The sequence below is a fragment of the Steroidobacter agaridevorans genome (assembly GCF_009932555.1).
GTDB classification, from domain to species: Bacteria; Pseudomonadota; Gammaproteobacteria; order Steroidobacterales; family Steroidobacteraceae; genus Steroidobacter; species Steroidobacter agaridevorans.
The window spans coordinates 10,668-27,497 of the sequence record NZ_BLJO01000006.1 but is presented as its reverse complement, the minus strand read 5'-3'; the positions used below and the strand labels follow the sequence as shown (position 1 = coordinate 27,497).

At 62.0% G+C, this 16,830-nt stretch carries 12 protein-coding genes; 6 read left to right on the top strand and 6 right to left on the bottom strand.

The window, feature by feature from the left end; genetic code table 11:
• Window positions 1-2: 2 nt before the first annotated feature.
• Entirely contained in the window at window positions 3-1,853 is a 1,851-nt protein-coding gene (locus tag GYH35_RS21125; RefSeq protein WP_202624467.1) for a glycoside hydrolase family 127 protein, read from the top strand.
• A 106-nt stretch (window positions 1,854-1,959) separates the two neighbouring features.
• On the top strand, window positions 1,960-3,177 hold the full coding sequence (locus GYH35_RS21120) for a CaiB/BaiF CoA transferase family protein (RefSeq protein ID WP_161829433.1): 1,218 nt from the start codon (window positions 1,960-1,962) through the stop codon (window positions 3,175-3,177).
• A 123-nt stretch (window positions 3,178-3,300) separates the two neighbouring features.
• Here GYH35_RS21120 and GYH35_RS21115 read toward each other — a convergent pair whose 3' ends face one another.
• The 5 genes from GYH35_RS21115 to GYH35_RS21095 form a co-directional block, all read right to left on the bottom strand.
• Window positions 3,301-4,788 (bottom strand): tryptophan halogenase family protein, encoded by a 1,488-nt coding sequence (locus tag GYH35_RS21115; protein ID WP_161829432.1) that lies wholly within the window; start codon window positions 4,786-4,788, stop codon window positions 3,301-3,303.
• A 9-nt stretch (window positions 4,789-4,797) separates the two neighbouring features.
• A complete protein-coding gene (locus tag GYH35_RS21110; RefSeq protein ID WP_161810655.1) occupies window positions 4,798-5,811 on the bottom strand; it encodes a cupin-like domain-containing protein in 1,014 nt (337 codons plus the stop codon).
• Complete coding sequence (locus tag GYH35_RS21105; RefSeq protein ID WP_161810656.1) at window positions 5,795-6,505, bottom strand: SapC family protein; 711 nt, start codon at window positions 6,503-6,505, stop codon at window positions 5,795-5,797. The genes GYH35_RS21110 and GYH35_RS21105 overlap by 17 nt, the downstream gene beginning before the upstream one ends.
• Before the next feature lie 6 nt (window positions 6,506-6,511).
• On the bottom strand, window positions 6,512-8,062 hold the full coding sequence (locus GYH35_RS21100) for a tryptophan halogenase family protein (RefSeq protein WP_161829431.1): 1,551 nt from the start codon (window positions 8,060-8,062) through the stop codon (window positions 6,512-6,514).
• Window positions 8,063-8,144: 82 nt separating this feature from the next.
• Window positions 8,145-11,108, bottom strand: a complete 2,964-nt coding sequence (locus tag GYH35_RS21095) for a TonB-dependent receptor (protein WP_202624466.1) — start codon at window positions 11,106-11,108, stop codon at window positions 8,145-8,147.
• Window positions 11,109-11,341: 233 nt separating this feature from the next.
• Between GYH35_RS21095 and GYH35_RS21090 the strand changes: the two genes are divergently transcribed.
• The 3 genes from GYH35_RS21090 to GYH35_RS21080 all read left to right on the top strand — a co-directional run bounded on the left by GYH35_RS21090 (window position 11,342) and on the right by GYH35_RS21080 (window position 15,169).
• Window positions 11,342-12,691: a sugar porter family MFS transporter gene (locus GYH35_RS21090; RefSeq protein WP_161810659.1), complete on the top strand. Its 1,350-nt coding sequence runs from the start codon at window positions 11,342-11,344 to the stop codon at window positions 12,689-12,691.
• 64 nt (window positions 12,692-12,755) lie between these two features.
• Window positions 12,756-13,814 carry a LacI family DNA-binding transcriptional regulator gene (locus GYH35_RS21085; RefSeq protein ID WP_161810660.1) on the top strand — a complete coding sequence of 353 codons (1,059 nt, stop codon included), beginning with the start codon at window positions 12,756-12,758 and terminating at the stop codon, window positions 13,812-13,814.
• An 11-nt stretch (window positions 13,815-13,825) separates the two neighbouring features.
• Complete coding sequence (locus GYH35_RS21080; protein ID WP_161810661.1) at window positions 13,826-15,169, top strand: GH1 family beta-glucosidase; 1,344 nt, start codon at window positions 13,826-13,828, stop codon at window positions 15,167-15,169.
• Window positions 15,170-15,172: 3 nt separating this feature from the next.
• On the opposite strand, the gene GYH35_RS21075 is transcribed toward GYH35_RS21080, so the two are convergent.
• Window positions 15,173-15,487 carry a hypothetical protein gene (locus GYH35_RS21075; RefSeq protein WP_161810662.1) on the bottom strand — a complete coding sequence of 105 codons (315 nt, stop codon included), beginning with the start codon at window positions 15,485-15,487 and terminating at the stop codon, window positions 15,173-15,175.
• A 202-nt stretch (window positions 15,488-15,689) separates the two neighbouring features.
• On the opposite strand from GYH35_RS21075, the gene GYH35_RS21070 reads away from it, so the two are divergent.
• Window positions 15,690-16,736, top strand: coding sequence for a YncE family protein (locus GYH35_RS21070; protein ID WP_161829429.1), 1,047 nt, complete (start codon window positions 15,690-15,692; stop codon window positions 16,734-16,736).
• Window positions 16,737-16,830: the final 94 nt, after the last annotated feature.

Below are 16,830 nucleotides of genomic sequence, written 5' to 3'. Positions count from 1 at the left end.
CTGTGCCCAACGCGCTCATGCAGTTTGCAGATCCGGCGGACGTTGCGCTCGGCGGTGTCCTCGGCGAAGCATTGACGGCCAATGCATTGGGCCGACTGAGCCGCTTCATCGTCGACGAGCACAGTCCGGCGATTGCTTTATTTCATCCGAAGCATCGCGAGCAGAACTACGAAGGCGATTGGTACGGCGAGCACGCGGGCAAATGGCTGTACGCAGCGGCGCGAGCGGCTCATCGCAGCGGTGATCGCGACCTTCGCGAGAACGTGCTGCACGTGGCGGACTTCCTCGTCGGCGTTCAGACACCGGAAGGTTATCTCGGCACCTACGCACTCGACCGTCGCTTCACTCGCAAACAGCAGCCGCCTCTGCGGACGTGGGACGGCGCGCCGAGCCTGCGCACTTGGGATATCTGGACTCATAGCTATCTCATCCTGGGCTTGCTAGAAGTCCACAAATACTTCCCCGATGAGAAATACGTCGGGGCCGCGGGTCGCATTGGCGAGCTCTGCTGGCGGGCGCTGACGCTGGGTGAAATCGACATCACCGAGCTTGGCAATCACTTCGGCATGTCCGCGACGGTGCTGCTCGATCCGGCAGTGGAGTTGTACTTCGCCACCGGCGACAAGCTTTATCTTGAGCTGGCAACGCGAATCGTAGAACAAGCCGAGGCTCGCCCGGAGTTGCGGCTGATCTCGCAGGCGCTGGCTGGCGCAGATGCCGCAGAAATCGCGACGGGCAAGGCTTATCAGCTGTGCTGGAACCTGGTCGGCCTCGCGAAGTTGTATCGAGCGACGGGCGATGAGCGGTACGCATCTGTCGTGACGCGACTGTGGCAGTCGATTCGCGAGCATCACTTGACGCTGGGCGGCGGACCTTGGGGCGGCGTCGGGCACCGCTCGCGCGAAGTCTTCAATCATCCCAGTGTGTTCAGTCCTCACGCGTACGTCGAAACGTGCTCTGTCCTGGCGTGGCTGCAATTGAATCGCGAGCTGCTGACGATCACGGGTGAAGCGCGTTACGCCGAAGAGATCGAGCGGACCGCGTACAACGACTTGCTCGGCGCGGCGGCTCCCAATGGCGAAGACTGGTGCTACTACCAGTTCCCGAACGGCAAGCGTGTGCACACGACCTATTGGCGCTGCTGCAAGTCCAGCGGCGCGATGGCGTTGGAGGAACTGTCGGCGATCGCCTATGCGAAGCAGGGGCAGAGCCTGTGCGTGAATCTGCTAGGACCGGGGCATGCGACGCTCGCGAATGAAGCGGCTGGACGCGTCCGCCTGGAGCAGATCACGAACTATCCGTTCGATGGCCGCGTGCGATTGCGAGTCGATCCCGAACATTCAGCCAGCTTCGGCTTGCGGGTTCGTATTCCCTCGTGGGCGGGTCGGGTGGACGCGACAATCAATGGCGCGTCGGTTCCCGGCATCGGTGCGGGCGAATTCCTCACGGTGAATCGGGAATGGCGCAGCGGTGATGAGCTGGTTCTGAATATTCCCCTGCAGTCCCAGATTCATCAGCGCGCGAGTTTCAGCGTACAGGAATCGCGAGCGCCCGATGGCGCGCCCGTCGCTCAGGAGGTCATGCACTATGACTATCTGGCGTTGACGCACGGGCCGCTGGTTTTTGCTACGCCGTTGATCGACGGATTCAAGAGCGCGGAAACCCTGCTCATGCATCGAGAGTCGCTGGAGCAGGCGGTCGAGCTCGTGAATGCGCCGTCGGGGCCGGAGCTTCGGCTGCACTCGCAGGGGCGCAAGCCGCTGACGTTCACGCCATATTTCGCGACCGGCGGGCGACAGGACGGCGCCTGGCGGCTGACCTGGATGCAGGTGTCATGGAGCGATCCGGCATGACCGCAGAATTTGTGATGTTTGAGGATAGGGCGAGTGGCTTCCTGTTTGGCGCCCACACGACGACACTTGGGCGAGACTGAACGGGAAGGATCACCGATTTCGAGTTATGGCGACCACACCTAAATCGACGCTGCCCGAGCGCGCCGGCCCGGCCGGGCCATTGAGCGGCGTCACCGTGCTCGATCTGAGCGCGTACATCGCAGGTCCCTACGGCTGCACGTTGCTGGCCGACCAAGGCGCGCGCGTCATCAAGATCGAGCCGCCCGACGGCGACAACTTGCGCAAGTATCCTTCGACACTGGAGGACGAGAGCCGCGCATTCATCGGCATCAATCGCAGCAAGCTGGGTGTCGCTCTCGATCTGAAGAAGGCGGAAGGATTGGCTGCGCTGTTGCGCCTCGTGCGCACGGCCGACGTGCTCGTGCATAACTTCCGCCCGGGCGTGCCCAAGCGCTTGGGCATCGACTTCGATCAGTTGTCGCAGATCAATCCGCGGCTGATCTATTGCGCCGTCACGGGCTATGGCGAAAAAGGTCCCCTGAAAGACAAGGCCGGCTACGACCAGGTGCTGCAGACCATGACCGGCATGTGCACGCTGCAAGGCAAGCGCGGTGGGGCGCCTGAAATCATTTACGGCTCCGTCGTCGATTACTACGCGGCAGCGTTGCTGGCGGGCGGTGTTTCTTCCGCGCTCTATGAGCGTGAACGCAGCGGCCGGGGACAGTTCGTCGGCGTCTCGCTGTTAAGAAGCGCGTTGACCATGCAGTCCGCGCGACTCGTGTGGGTCGATGGCGAGCCGCGTGACATCGGTCGTGATTTCCGCTCAGGCGGCATCACGGGTTTGCATCCGACGCGCGAAGGGTATCTGTATATCTCCGCGAACACGCCGCACTTCTGGCGAGCGCTGTGCGAGAAAGTGAACCTGCCGGAGCTGGCAGAAAACGAGCGTTACGACTCGGTTCGCAAGCGCGCCCAGCATGCGGCCGAGATCGTGCCTAAGCTGCACGAAGCTTTGCACGAACGCACGGCGCTGGAATGGGAAGCGCACTTCGGCGATCGAGTGCCGTGCGCGGCGGCCAGAGCCATCGAAGATGTTTTCGACAACGAGCAGGTGCTGGCGGAGGAGATGGTCAGCACCCTGGATCATTCACTGGTCGGCAAGTATCGCGGCCTGACTCGATCCATCAAATTCGATCGCACACCGGGCCCGGCTCCGTTCGCCGCCCCCAGCTTCGGCGAACATACTCGCGCCGTGCTCGAAAGCGCCGGTTGTTCGGAGGCGGAGATCGAGCGGCTGCACGAGGGGCAGAGCGCCGATAGGTAGCTAGTTATGCCACCCCAGGCACAGGGATGTGCCCGCCGCCGCAGGCGGCGAGCGCAGGGGGAAAAGTCGCGCCTTTTCCCCTCTGCGCCACAGCGCGAGTGGCAGGATGCCCGAGTCGCTGTTTCAAACAGTCGCCTTGCAGTACTGCTCGACGTACGCCTGATGCTTCGGCAGCTGTAGCACCGTGTTGTCGACTTGCGATTTGATCTGATCCAGGAAGCGCGACAGCTCCACGTCGCCCATCAGGTCCGCGACTTGATGATATTGCTTGGGCACGATGCCCTGGCCGAGCATCACCTGGATCCAGGAGTTCTCGGCGAACAGCTCGTTCTGCAAGCGGAAGACGCGGCCGGTCTCGCGGAACAGGTCGATGCGATGTTGTAGCGAGGCGGGGATTTCCATCGTCCGGCAGGCGTTCCAGAACGGCGTGTCCTGACGGTTGGTGACGTGGTAATGCAGGACGATGAAGTCGCGGATGTGCTCGAGTTCCGCCACCGTCTGGCGATTGAATTCCTCGATGTCGCTCGGATTGATCTCGGTGCCTGGAAACATCTGCAGCAGACGGATGATGCTGCGGCCGATCAAATGAATGCTGGTCGACTCCAGCGGCTCGATGAAGCCGCTCGCGAGTCCGACGGCGACGCAGTTCTTCACCCAGGTTTGCCGGCGCTGGCCCGGCTTGAACTTGATCACTCGCGGTTCGGTGCGCACCTTGCCTTCGATGTTGGCGAGCAACGACTGCTTCGCCTGCTCGTCGCTGATGTAACGGCTGCAATAGACCATGCCGTTGCCAACCCGATGTTGCAGCGGAATGCGCCACTGCCATCCCGACTCACGCGCGATGGAGCGAGTTAGTGGAACGGCTTCACCGACGGATTCGGTTTGGACGGCGACGGCGCTGTCGCACGGCAGCCAGTGCGACCAATCCTCGTACGGCTCGTGCAGCGTCTGGCCGATCAGCAGTGCGCGGAAGCCGGTGCAGTCGATGAACAGATCGCCTTCGATCTCGGCGCCAGAGTCCAGGCGAATGGCTTTGATGAAGCCGGTGTCGTCGTGCGTGAGGACGTTGGTGATCTTTCCTTCGATGCGCTTGACCCCATAGCCCTCGCTGAACTTGCGCAGGAACCTGGCGTAAAGGCCCGCATCGATGTGGAAGGCGTAGTTCATGCCGCCGCGTGGCAAATGGGCGAACTTGTTTTCGAGCGCGGCCTTCAGCTCGACGCAGTAATCGCCGTAGTCGCCGGCGAGATTGCGCTGACGGCCCTTGAGCCAGAAATGCTGGAAGCCGGCGGTCCAGTGGTCCTTGCCGGTGGTGCCGAACGAATGGATGTAGTTCTGGTTAACGTCGCGCCAGTTCTCGAAACCGATGCCCAGCTTGAACGTGCCTTGGGTCGCGGCCAGGAACTCCTGCTCGTTGATGTCCAGCAGGCGATGGAATGTCACCAACGTCGGAATGGTCGCTTCGCCGACGCCGACCGTGCCGATCTCATCGGACTCCACCAGCTTGATGTCGAGCGCCTTGCCCAGGGTTCGCGACAGACCGGCGGCCACCATCCAGCCCGCGGTGCCGCCGCCGGCGATGACGATTTTCTGGATGCGTTTGCTGGTCATGCGATTCCCCTAGCGATTCAATCTTTGCAGCAGCCGCGCGCGAATGTCGCGGGCGATGTCGGCGTCCATGGGCGACAAGGCGCGGCGCGCGTTTTCTGGAATGTGAGCGGCGGTTTGCTCGTCCGCCTCGAAGACATAGTGACGGAACAGGTTGAACCAGGCGTCACGCTGCTCTTTCGGCAGATCGCGCACGGTCATGATCGTGTACATCAACGCGCCGATCGGTGAGTCCATGAACGCCGGCGACCGGCGCCACCAGTAGTTCACCAGCACGTTGAGGCTGTCGAGCGCCTCGATGTGATGCCACCACATGCTCGGAATGAAAATCGCATCGCCGGGAGCGAGCTCGGCCACCTGCGCGTGACGGGCTGCCGCAGCGAACTTCGGAAAGCGCTGCAGATCCGGCTTCGCGAAGTCCACGAGGCTGATGGCCTGGCCGGCGGGCGTGAAATCCAGTGGCCCGATATACAAATTCTCCAACTGCTCGGGCGGAAACAACGTGAAGCGTCGATGACCGACGGCCACGCACGCAATGTTGTCGGGCAGGTCGTGATGGGCAGCGATGCGCGTGCGATTGCCAAGCCAGATGCTGACGAGCGGTTGCCGCTCGCCGAAGCCGAGATCGTTCTCGCCACGGAACCCAGGAAGACATGTGTCGACGGTCGTCGAGCCGACATAGATGGCGGGCGGCTTCGCCGCATCTTTGTGACGCTCGACTTCATCCAGCATGACATCCAGCTTCAGCTTGACCGCTTTGAAGTTGAAGCCGCTCAGGTCTTCGTTATAGAAAAACCGGCCCTCGATCTCCGGAGCGCCGAGCAGCGCGCCCACCGTCGCGTCACGATAATACTTGCGGATGTAGGCGACCGCGGACCGATTCGATTCCAGTCCGGCGCGCACCATCGGCCAATCGGCGACCAGCCCCTTGAGCACGACAGGTTGCGTCGACAGCAGCACGTCGTCCGGCAGCGCGCGCGGATCGACGCCAGTGATCTCCGGGATTCTTTTAGCGCTCGTCAGCATTGAGCTTGTTCACACGCTCGATCAGCGCACGGAAGTTGGAAACAGAAGCGATCGCCATATAGATGGCGTGCAGATGCCCGGCACGATTCAATCGTTCCAGCACCGCGCCGTTCAGGTCGAGCAGGCGCTCTTCCTTGAGGGTGTAGAAGCCGGCCAGGCGGTTCTGCGAGCCGTCGTTCAATTGGATGTCGAGCACGAACGACTCGAGCAGCTCATATTGGAGCAATGCGCCGATGAAGGGCTCGTTGGCGGCGAGGCCCTGATGGATGGCGAGCAGCAGCGAATTCATGCGTTCCAGGAACTCGGTGTTGCCGCCGAACTCGCGAAAGATCGGTTCGCCCTGCGTGCGACTGACGCGCGGGTTGTCCAGATCGATGTGCATCATCGGCTGACGGTCCTGCGAGAAGCCGATCAGGAAGGGCAGGCGCTCGATAGTCATCGGAATATACGTCGCATCCCAGCCCTGCTTGCCAAGGAACAGGTTCTGACCGTCCTTGAAGCCCAGCAACGCCACGGGTTCGAACTGCCCCTGCGCGTTCTTGCGGAACACGATCGGGTAGTGCGCCTGGAGGTTGCGGAACTCTCCAGGGAACGTGGCCGCGAGCATGACGTTGTCGCCGTACTCGGCGCTGCGCGTCGTGATCACGCGCAGGTCTTTGTGGTCGACGTTGTTCAGCAGGACGTGTTTGCTCATAGCGCGTCAAATCTTCGATAGGCCGGTGCGCCTGATGTGATCGATCAGCGCGCGGTTCGTGGGTAGTGCGGCCAGCATCTTGCTCGTCAATGCGGCTGCTTCACGGAAGTAACCATCGGCCCGGTCGGCGTCATCGGTGCGTCGCGAGGCGCCGGCGCGATCCGGACGAAAGCCCATTCCGTACAGGACGTACTGATAACTGGCCGATGGAAACACTTCTTCGATGCGATGGAAATCGTAACGGGACGGCGGCTGATGGCGCCAGAGCGTCAGTTGTTCCTGGAGGCGCTCGGGAATGGAAGCGGGGCGACAGTTGTCGCGCCAGAAATCCGAATCGGTCCGTTGGGTCAGCACGTAGTGCAGCTTCAGGAAGTCGATGACTCGCTCCCAGCGGTAGCTGAAGGCATCGTTGAAGCGGCGGGCGACGATGTCCATCGCAGCGCGAGTTGCCGGCATCTGATCTCTCAACATCGCAGCGGAAAGTTCGACCAGCGCGAGTGCCGATGCTTCCAGCGGCTCGATGAATCCCGCCGACAGTCCGATCGCCACGCAGTTCCGATGCCAGAACTTTTCGCGATAGCCCGGGTTGAACGTTAGTTTGCGCGGCGACGGCATGCCCTGCTGCCCGCCCGTGCGCTCGATGTATGTCCGCAGCTCGCGCTCGGCGGCTTCGTCTGAAGTGTGCGCACTCGAATACACATGGCCGATGCCACGCCGTGTCGGCAGGCCGATATCCCAGATCCAGCCGTTGCTTTGCGCAGTCGAGACGGTTTGCGACCCGATCGGGCTGTCGTCGTTCTGATAGGGCACTTGGATCGCCAGCGCCGAATCGTTGAACAGCACATGCTTCTGTGACTTGAACGGCACGCCGTAATGCTGGCCGAGCAACAGCGACTGCATGCCGCTGCAGTCCACGAAGAGATCGGCGGCAATAGCGCCGTTCTCTTTGGTTTGCAGCGACGCGATGTCGCCGTTGTCGTGCGTGTCGATGCCGATGACGTGATCGAGCACGTGATGCACACCGAGCTGCTCGACGCAGTGCTTGCGCAGGAACAGACCGAACTTGCCGGCGTCGAGGTGATAGGCGTAGTTGACGACCGCCGCGTACTCGGGCGTCGCCACTTGTTTGGGCGCCTTGTCACGCGCGCACAGGTGTGGCTGAAAGCTCACCAGGTCGGCGAAAGGCACATCGGCGTGTCGTTCCAGCCAGCCCGCGACCAGATTGGTCTCGCTATAGCCGTGCGGCAGAACGAAAGGATGGAAGTAACGATCGTCCTGTCGATTGCTGACCCATTGCTGGAACTTCGAGCCCTGCTTGAACGAGGCGTCGCATTCGCGGATGAAGTCGGTCTCGGTCACGCCGATGCTTCTCAGCGTGTCGCGCATGGTCGGCCAGGTGCCTTCGCCGACGCCGATGGGTCCGATGTTCGGCGACTCGAGCAGGGTGATTCGCAGCGTCGGGCCGGAGCGCGAGCGGTGCTCTGCCGCGAGCACGCCGGCGGTCAGCCAGCCGGCCGAACCGCCACCCACGATCAGGATGTGTTGGATCTCCGCCATCGCTCAATAATGCCTTTAAAAGGAAAAAGCCGCTGGGGGAAACAGCGGCTTTTCCTGCCTGCAGCTTCGGTGCAGGCTCGGCCTAATTGCCGAACTTGTAGCGCGCGCCGACCATGAAGCGCGGACCGGTCTGCTGGACCATGATCACCTGATGAGAGTTACGGCTGTGCTGGCGATAGATCTCGTCGGTGAGATTGATCGCCTCGGCCATCAAGGTCAGGTTGTCATTCCAGTTGTAGCTGGCATTCACGTCGAGCTGACCGTACGCCTCGGTGTAGACGGGGTTCGGCAAGCCGCCGCCGTCGAAGCGTGCGGCGAGGAACTCGTCACGCCAGTTGTACGCGGCGCGCACCTGGAACTTGTCGTTCTCGTAGAACGCCACCACGTTGGCCGCATCGCTCAAGCCTTCCAGCGCGAACTGTTCGCCGCGGTTGTAGTTGTCGTACGTGAGGTCGGAGTCGACCAGCGTGTAGTTCGCCGACACGCCGAAGCCGGTGGCGCCGAACATGTGCTGAACGTTGAGCTCCCAGCCATCCAGGGACGCGGACTGCTGGTTTGCCGGCACCTTGATCGCGAACGACACGATCGGATCGCCCGGCAGGCCGGAAATGATCGGATTCGTCGGATTGTTCGGATCGGGGCGCACGCCCGGATCGCCATTGTGGTTGGCGAAGATGTAATTGCGGACGCAGGTCAGCTCCGCCGTCGGACAGGCGTTGGCGACGGCTTCCTGGAAATACGCGCCCTGGCCCGGATGGTGGATGTCGTACGGGGTCTGCATTTCCAGCGTCGTGCCGATGTAGTTGTCGATGTTCTTACGGAAGTAACCCACCGACAGATAGCTCGCGTCGGCGTAATACCATTCGAGCGAGAGGTCGATGTTTTCCGATTCCAGCGGCTTCAGCTTGGGATTGCCCTGGTTGCCGGTGCCGCCGTTGATGCGGACGATCTGGTCGACCGTGCGGCCACCTTGGATCTGATCCCACAGCGGCCGGCCGATACTCTGACCGTAGCTTGCGCGCAGCTTGACGCTGTCGGTCAGGTCGACGGCGAAGTCGAGGCTCGGCAGCACGTAGTCGTAATCGCCTTCGAGCTGCTCATAGATGCCCGGGCCGAGCACCAACGGGAACTCGTTGTTCGCGACCCAATTGATGCCCGTGATCGTCGGCACCAGCGAGCGCGAAGTCACATCCGTCTTCTCATAGCGCAGCCCCACCGCGCCCTGCATGGGCAGACCCCATTCCCATTCCTGGCTGTATTGCACGAAGGCGCTCTGCGACTCTTCTTCGACGCGGCGGTCGACCTGGAAGATCGGCGAGGCGCGATAGTTCTGCTCGCCGCCGACGGACGCGGCGATGTTGCGCACGGTCTCGAAATCGAAGGTGAAGAACTGATTGAACAGGTTCGGATTGCCGCTGCCGCCAATATTGTCGAAGTATTGACGCACGGTATCTGCGCGCCACACGTCGTCGGGATAAGCGCCCGCGTCGCCGTTGCTGCTCCACGTATCCAGCTGCACGTTGGAATAGGCGGAGCGGTTCTTCAGATCCGTCAACGCAACGCCGAAGTTGAGCCGTGACTCGTCGGTGAAATCCAGGTTGCCGCTCAGCTGTGCCTGCTGGATCTCCGTCTTCATGTAGCTGTTGCGGAAGCTGGAGCCGGTGACTTCGGTGCGGGAAGGATCGATGGCGCTCATGCCGGGCGGCAGCTGCACGCTGATGACCGGGAAGTCCTTCGAGAAGTCCGCTGTGGTCGTGCCACGGAAGAAGCCCGCAACACCGAGTACTGCGTTCGAACCGTACGGGCTGTCGGCGCCCGATTCGGCGCTGGAATCGTGGAAATCGAATTCCAGGCCGAAGCGATCGGTGGCGCGCCACTCGACGTTGAAGCCGACCGAATTGTTTTCGTTCTTGGTGGCGAACTTGGCGCCGCCCATGGACAGATCCGACGGAGCCGCGACGGCATCGATGGCTTCCGAGTAGATCAGCGGCGCGGCCACCGGGCCGTCCGTCCAGGTGCTGGTCGACGGGCCGAAGTTGAACCACACCGAGAGCTCGTTGCGCTGTTGCGCGATCTTGTTCTCGGAGTACGTGTAGTCGAGCGTCGTCGTGATGCTATCGGTAGGCGCGTACTGCAAGGTCAGCTGACCGTTGGTGCGCTTACGCTCCACGCCGTTGACGCTGTAACCCAGGTTCTGTGGCACCGAGTAGGTGTCGGTCGCATCCGGGCGATTGGTGATGCGCTCCGAGCCCGGCGCGCCGGCTTGAGGAATGGTGCCCCAGTTGTTCTCGTCGCCGGCGAACGATTTCCAGCCGTTGCCCACCGACGCTTGATTGAAGCCGAAATCGCGTTCCTGATAGCTCGCGCTGAGCGCGATACCGAACTTGTCGTCGCCGAAGGTCTGGCTGTAGATGCCGGAAACTTCGGGAGTGATGGAATCGCCTTTCAGGCTGTTCGGCAGATTGTCCACGGACGTGTCCATCACGCCCTTGGCGCCGAAGCTGGTGTGCAGCCCCGGATTGTCGAGCGGGCGCGCGGTCTTGATGTTGACCGTCGCACCGATGCCGCCGGTGGGCGTCGCTGCGCGGCTGGTCTTGTACACCTCGATCGCCGAGATCGATTCGGAAGCGAGGTTTGCGAAATCGAACGCGCGCGATGCCGATGCACCGGTCTCTGCCAGTGCCGAAGCGGGCATCTGGCGGCCATTCAACAACACCAGGTTGTAGTCCGGGCCGACGCCGCGCACCGTGACCTTCGAACCCTCGCCGAGCGAGCGGTCGATGGATACGCCGCTGACCCGTTGCATGGATTCGGCCAGGTTGGTGTCCGGGAACTTGCCGATGTCTTCGGCAACGATGCCGTCCATCACGCCCTGCGAGTCGCGCTTCAACTCCATCGATGAAGTGAGACTGCCGCGGATGCCGGTGACCACGACCTCTTCGAGCTCGGTGGTTTGCTGAGAGAAGGCGGGTAGTGCGACCGCCGTTCCGAGAATCAACGAGATAGCACGCGCTACTTTATTGCCATGAAATGCGCGATCGCTCACGACTTTTACCCCCGATGTCCATTCGTCGCCAAAATTATTGTTGCGCTGGGCGTCCGGCCGATGACCAGTAAACACCGGATGTAAGCGCTTACAATTTACGGTAGCATGCTCCCGAGCGATCCGGCAAGCGGGCTGTTGCGCGCTGGCTGGCGAAGTTGGGGGGAAGCGGTCATAGTTATCGCTAACATTGATCGCCTCACGGCAAAAGACGATTAAAAACATCGGCGAGTCACATGTCGCAAGGCAAGTTGAACATCGGATTCGTGGCGCTGACGGTCGCGATCGGCGGATTCCTGCTCGGTTTCGACGCCACCGTGATCTCGGGCGTCGTGCCGTTCATCAAGGAATATTTCTCGCTCAGCGGCGCGAGCGGCGATTTGAAACTGGGCTTTGCGGTCAGCAGCCTCGGCTGGGGCGCGATGGCGGGCAATGCCATCGCGGGTCCGTTGAGCGATCGTTTCGGGCGGCGGCGGGTTTTGCTCGGCACCGCGTTGTTATTCGTCATGTCCTCGCTATTGGCCGCATCCGCTACTTCGTTCCCGAGCTTCGTCGCCGCTCGTATCGTCGGCGGCCTGGCGGTCGGCGGCGCGATTCTGATTGCGCCGGTTTATATCGCGGAGATCGCGCCGGCCGACAAGCGCGGCAGCCTGGTGTCGTTGAATCAATTGATGATCGTGATCGGCATTTCGGCGTCGTTCTTCTCGAACTATTTCCTGCTGGATCTGGGCGAGCACAACTGGCGCTACATGCTCGGCGTGCAGATGGTGCCGGCGCTCGCATACTTCACTCTGTTGTGGTTCGTTCCAGAGAGTCCGCGCTGGTTGCTGCTGAAAGGTCAAAATGAGGCGGCGCTCGCCGTGCTGCGCAGAGTCGCGGGCGAACAGCAGGCGCAGGAAAACCTGGAACAGATCCAGCGCAGCCTGACGATGAAAGCAGTGTCGCGCGGCTTTCGCGGCCTGTTCGACACGCGCGTGCGGAAGATCATGATCATCGCGCTCGGCCTGGCGTTCTTTCAGCAGATCACGGGCATCAATGCGATCTTCTATTACCTGCCGACGATCTTTACTCAGGCCGGCGGCGGCGTGGACGACGCGTTCCGCCAGGCTGTCATGGTGGGCGTGGTGAACGTGGCGATGACCTTCGTCGCGATCTGGCTGATCGACAAGCTGGGGCGCAAGCCGCTGCTGATCGTGGGCATCGCGGGCATGGCGCTGTCCTTGTTCGCGATCAGCTGGGCCTTCAGCCAGGAAAGTTACAACGCTCGCCTGGTGTTGATCGCCATCATCGGCTTCGTCGCCTCGTTCGCGATTTCGCTGGGGCCGGTGATGTGGGTGCTGCTCTCGGAAATATTTCCGAACGAACAGCGCGCGGCCGCCATTTCGGTGGCAGGATTCTCGAACGCTCTGGTCAGCGCCACGGTCACAATGATATTCCCCTGGGCGCTGTCCACCCTGGGCTCGGGCGGCACTTTTCTGGCATTCGCATTGTTCGCCACCGCGGCGCTGCTGTTCGTGGTGCTGCTCGTGCCTGAGACCAAAGGCCGCACGCTCGAGCAGCTGGAAAGCGACTTGATGACTGCCTGAGGGGCGGGACACCCGAATTTCCGGGCGCATGGATGCGCATTAATATGAAATTCACTGCACGACGATGAGCAAGCGAGCTGACAACAACGCCAGGAAGCGCGCTACGACCGCCTTGCCGGATTCCCCGCCCACGCTGGAAATGGTGGCGAAGGAAGCTGGCGTGTCGATTGCGACCGTATCGCGCATCATCAACGGCACTGCGAAGGTAAGCCCGGAACGCAAGGACGCGGTCGAGGCGGCCATCGCCAAGCTCAATTTCCGGCCGAACGCCGCGGCGCGCGGACTGGCGCTGGGGAAATCGAACACCATCGGCGTCATCACCCAGGCCATCGACAGCCCGTTCTACGGCGAAGGCTTGCGAGGCATCGAAGATTACCTGCAGCAGCGCGGCTACACGGCGCTGTTCATGAGCGGCAATTGGGATGAGCAGGACGAGGAACGGTGCATGGCCGAACTGCTGTCCCGGCGCGTGGACGGCATCATCATTTTCTCCGGCCGCTTGCAGGATCGCCAGCTGGCCAGCTATGCGAAGCAAGTGCCGCTGGTGGTGAGCGGCCGCAGTCTGAAGGCGCCGAACATTTTCAGCTTGCAGGTGGATGACGAGCGGGGCGCCTGGCTTGCAACCCGGCATTTAATCGAGCTCGGGCATCGGCGCATCGCGTTCATCGCCGGCATTCTCGATCACCCGGACGCATCGTTACGCTTCAAGGGATATCGGCGCGCGCTCGCCGATGCGGGCATTGCACATGATCCGAAGCTGGTCGTGCCCGGCGACTTCCACGAAGAAGGCGGTGTCGAGGCGACCCTGCGGCTGCTCAAGTCGGGCAATAAATTCAGCGCACTGTTCTGTGTGAACGATCAAACGGCCTACGGCGCGTGCCTGGCCCTCCATCGCAGCGGCTTGAATTGTCCGCGCGACGTTTCCGTTGTCGGTTTCGACGACCTGCATTCCTCGTCTTATCGAGTGCCGCCGCTCACCTCGGTGCGTCAATCGATCCGCGTGCTGGGTGAAAGCTCGGGCGCGGCCATGCTTCAGATGCTGCAAGGTGAGCAGCCGGATATTTCCTTGCCGCAAGTCGAGCTCATCGTGCGTGAGTCCACCGCGGCGCCTGCCAAAGAATGAAGATCGAGCGAATGATCGAGCAATTACCGGTAGCCGAGCTGCGTCGGCGTTTTGCCAGCGATTTTGTCTGGGGCGTGGCCACCAGCGCATTTCAGATCGAGGGCGCGGCGCGCGCCGACGGCAAGGGGCCGTCGATCTGGGACGACTTCTGTCGCGTGCCTGGCGCCATCGCGGATGGCGGCACGGGCGATGTGGCGTGCGACCACTATCACCGGCTCGAATCGGATCTGGATTTGATCGCCGATCTCGGCGTCACCGCCTATCGCTTTTCCATCTGCTGGCCGCGAGTTCAGCCCGGAGGGCAGGGCGCATACAACGAGCGCGGCATCGAATTCTACGAGCGCCTGGTCGATGGCTTGCTGGAAAGAAACATTCGGCCCTACGCGACGCTGTATCACTGGGATTTGCCGGCCGAGCTGCAACGTCTGAACGGCGGCTGGCTGGCGCGCGACACGGCCTATCGATTCGCCGAGTACGCGGAGGTGATCTCGCGTCGCCTGGGCGATCGCGTCGTTTCCATCGCAACTCACAATGAGCCTTGGGTGTCGGCGGTGCTTGGCTACGAGCGCGGCGTGTTCGCACCGGGTGTGAAGGACCGTCGCGTCGCGTACCAGGCCAGTCATCATTTGTTGCTGAGTCATGGACTGGCGATGCAGGCGATCCGCGCGGCTGGTGTCAGAGCCGATGTGGGAATCGTGTTGAATATGTCGCCGGTTCGTCCGGCTACGGATTCCGAGCTCGACGCGCATCATGCGCGGCTCGAAGATGGACGGCTGGTCCGTTGGTACACGGATGCCGTGTTCAAGGGCCAATATCCAACCGATATCGTCGAGCATCTCGGCGCCGATGCGCCGGTGGTCCAAGCTGGCGATGCAGGGTTGATCGCGCAGCCGTGCGACTTCGTCGGCATCAACTATTACCACCCGACCGTGTCCAGCAGCTCCAATCCTGCCTCGCCGGCTTCAAGCGGCGCAGCCGTCACCGATATGGGATGGGAGGTTGCGCCTCGCAGCCTCTGCGATTTACTGCTCCGATTGAAGCGCGATTACCAGCTGCCGCCCATCTACATCACCGAGAACGGCGCGGCGTATCGCGATCAGTTGGTGGACGGGCGGATCGAGGATGAGCAGCGACGCCAGTACATCGAGTCGCACCTGCTCGCCGTGGCGGAAGCGATCGAGCACGGTGTCGACGTTCGGGGCTACTTCGTCTGGAGCCTGATGGATAACTTCGAGTGGGCCGAGGGCTATCGCAAGCGCTTCGGCATCGTGCACGTGGATTACGCGACTCTGCGCCGGACTTTGAAGCGCAGCGGGTTGTGGTATCGGTCGTTGCTGAAGACTGCGACTGTCTGACGATCAGCAGACGCCGACGGGCAGGATCAGTTGAGTGGCTTCGGGCGGAGGACTGCGGCGGCCGCGGGTGCGACCCTTGTTGCTTCGACCACGCGGGCTGGCGTGAATGGCCGAAAGGGTTTCGCGAGCCGCTTCGGTCGCGTGATCGGCGGACTCATAGCCCAACATGCGCGTGAAGAGATCAACCACCGGCGTGTGCCGGTAGCTGTGCAGCTCGTAGCTGAAACCGTCCTGGTCGTGGAAGATCCGCGCGTATCCATGCTCGGTGTGGAGTAGATCGACCAGCGTGCGCATCGCCTTGGCCAGCAGGGCTGTCATGCGCCGGAGTATAAGAAGAAGAGGTTTCGGCAAAGAGGCGATCAGTCCGCAGCCTGGACATTTTAGGGGTTCGCCTTATTCATATTTTTCGCGGGCGGCCGGCGTTGACATGGCCATGGAGGGGAATTCGCTCCGCACCGTCAGTCAATTATCAGCCTGCCGAACGCATACTGCCGCGCTTTCCCGTCACGCGGAGTATGCGATGCGTTTAGGTTCATTGGTGCTCGCCGGGGCTGTTGCCTTTGGCGCAACGGCTGCGGCCCACGCCGACCAGGCCGGCTTGCTTTACCAGCTGGAGTCGGCGGTCAGCTTGCCCAGCACCGACAGCGGCTGGGATTACATCAAGATGCAGCCGGGCACCGCTCGCCTGTTCCTGGCGCGCGATGTGGATGGCCTGACCGTGTTCGACGTGGACCAGAACAAGGCGATCGCGACGGTCGAGAACTCGAAGGGCGCCAATGGTCCGTTGCTGCTGCCTCAGTACAACCGAGGCTATGTGGCGAACACCGATGGCTCGCTGTTGAGCATCGACCTGCAGACGCTGAAACCGATCCAGCGTTTGGCGCTCGATAAAGACGGTGGCTTGAATAGTGGTGTGCACGACCCGGCGACCAAGCAGGTGCATTTCATCACTGGCACGCGCCCGGCGCAGTCCACGTGGTACACGCTCGACGCCGCGACCGGCAAGCTGCTGAAGACGACGACTTTCCCGTTCAAGAAGATGGACGATCCAGCCATCGACGGCGCCGGCAACATCTACGCGCCGGCCCGCAAGGACAACCTGATCCTGAAGCTCGACTCCAAGACGCTGAAGGAAAGCGCGCGCTGGCAGGTGCCCTGCAATGTTTCCAAGACGCGTTGGCAGGCGAGGACCAAGCGCATCATCGCCGCTTGTGTCGGCGACAACCCGCAAATGTTCTCCGTGGACCCGGCCACCGGCAAGGTGAGCGCGACCGTCGCGATCGGCCCGAGCATCGACGGCATCGGCATCGATGAGAAGCGCCAGCGGATCGTTACATCGAGTAACGACGGCTTCGTGACCGTGATTCAGCAGAAGGGGCCGGATCAGTTCACCGTGCTCGGCACTGTCACGACGCGAGTCGAAGCCCGCATGATGTACATGGATGAGCGCAACGGGAACCTGTATTTCGTGACGGCCGATTCGACCACCACGAAGGATGCGAGCGGAGCGGAGAAGCAGGTTTATCACCCGAATAGCTTCGTGGTGCTGACGTACAAGCCGATCTGACGACCTTTGTCGTGAGCCCTCTCTCGTCATATGCGAGGGAGGGCTTCGCGCGTTCTGCACCAGTAAATCTCGCACCAACGTTTCGGCGCGTCGT